1 protein-coding gene and 1 pseudogene are annotated in these 1361 nt (G+C 49.4%); one reads left to right on the forward strand and one right to left on the reverse strand.

Annotation, left to right across the window (positions count from 1 at the left end; all coding sequences use genetic code 11):
• Positions 1–767, forward strand: a pseudogene (locus ACUU1I_RS20545) (porin); the annotation flags it as partial.
• An 8-nt stretch (positions 768–775) separates the two neighbouring features.
• Here the strand turns inward: ACUU1I_RS20545 and ACUU1I_RS20550 are convergent.
• A partial coding sequence (locus tag ACUU1I_RS20550) for a DDE-type integrase/transposase/recombinase (RefSeq protein ID WP_449144911.1) occupies positions 776–1361 on the reverse strand: 586 nt, incomplete at its 5' end.

Genomic DNA, 1361 nt, shown 5'->3' on the forward strand with positions numbered 1-1361 from the left:
GTGAGCGCATTCTGACCGACCGTGAAAATGGTGAAAAAGGCGATAATTCTCAAGATACCTCTTATGCCCGTGTAGGCGTGAAAGGTGAAACTCAGATCAACCCTGAAATGACTGGTTACGGTCAGTTTGAACTAGACCTGGAAGCATCAAACAGACACAACCCTGACCAAACTCGTTTGGCATATGCTGGTTTGAGTTACAAAGATTTTGGTTCATTCGACTACAGTCGTAATGTCGGTGTCGCGTATGATGCAGAAGCATTTACTGATATGTTTGTTGAGTGGGGCGCTGACTCATGGGCTGGTACTGACCTGTTCATGACCAACCGTACCAACGGTGTTGCAACCTATCGTAACACAGATTTCTTTGGCATGGTTGAAGGTCTAAATTTTGCTCTGCAATATCAGGGTAAAAATGAAGGTACAGGCAACTACAAAGCAAATGGCGATGGCCATGGTTTATCTGCAACTTACACTATTGACGGTTTCTCATTTGCTGGTGCTTATGCAAACTCTGACCGTACTGATTGGCAGTCTGGTGATGGTAAAGGCGAAAGAGCCGAAGTTTGGGCGTTGTCAACAAAATATGACGCTAACAATGTTTATGCTGCTGTGATGTACGGTGAATCTCACAACATGAATTCCGACGACGGTGATGTTGTGAACAAAACACAAAACTTCGAAGCTGTTCTGCAATATCAGTTCGACTTTGGTCTGCGTCCATCCATCGGTTACTCCTATTCTAAAGCACTGGACGTAGCAGGTTGGATTTGCCCCTATATTTCCAGACACCTGTTATCACTTAACCCATTACTGGCCCGCTGCCGTAGATATTCCCGTGGCGAGCGATAACCCAGTGCACTATGCGGATGCCATTCGTTATAATGCTCGAACGCCTCTGCAAGGTTCTTTGCTGCCGTTAACCCGTCTGGTTTGGGCATGGCACTGATGTAGTCACGCTTTATCGTTTTCACGAAGCTCTCTGCTATGCCGTTACTCTCCGGACTCCGCACCGCCGTGCTCTTCGGTTCAAGCCCCAACATCCGGGCAAACTGCCGTGTTTCATTAGCCCGGTAGCATGAACCATTATCCGTCAGCCACTCTACTGGAGACGCCGGAAGCTCGTTGCCGAAGCGGCGTTCCACCGCTCCCAGCATGACGTCCTGTACTGTTTCACTGTTGAAGCCGCCCGTAGTGACCGCCCAGTGCAGTGCCTCACGGTCACAGCAGTCCAGCGCGAACGTGACTCGCAGTTTTTCTCCGTTATCACAGCGGAACTCGAACCCGTCAGAGCACCATCGCTGATTACTTTCTTTCACAGCCACTCTGCCGGTATGTGCCCGTTTCGATGGCGGTACAGCG

Source organism: Shigella sp. SIG3 (assembly GCF_053555855.1).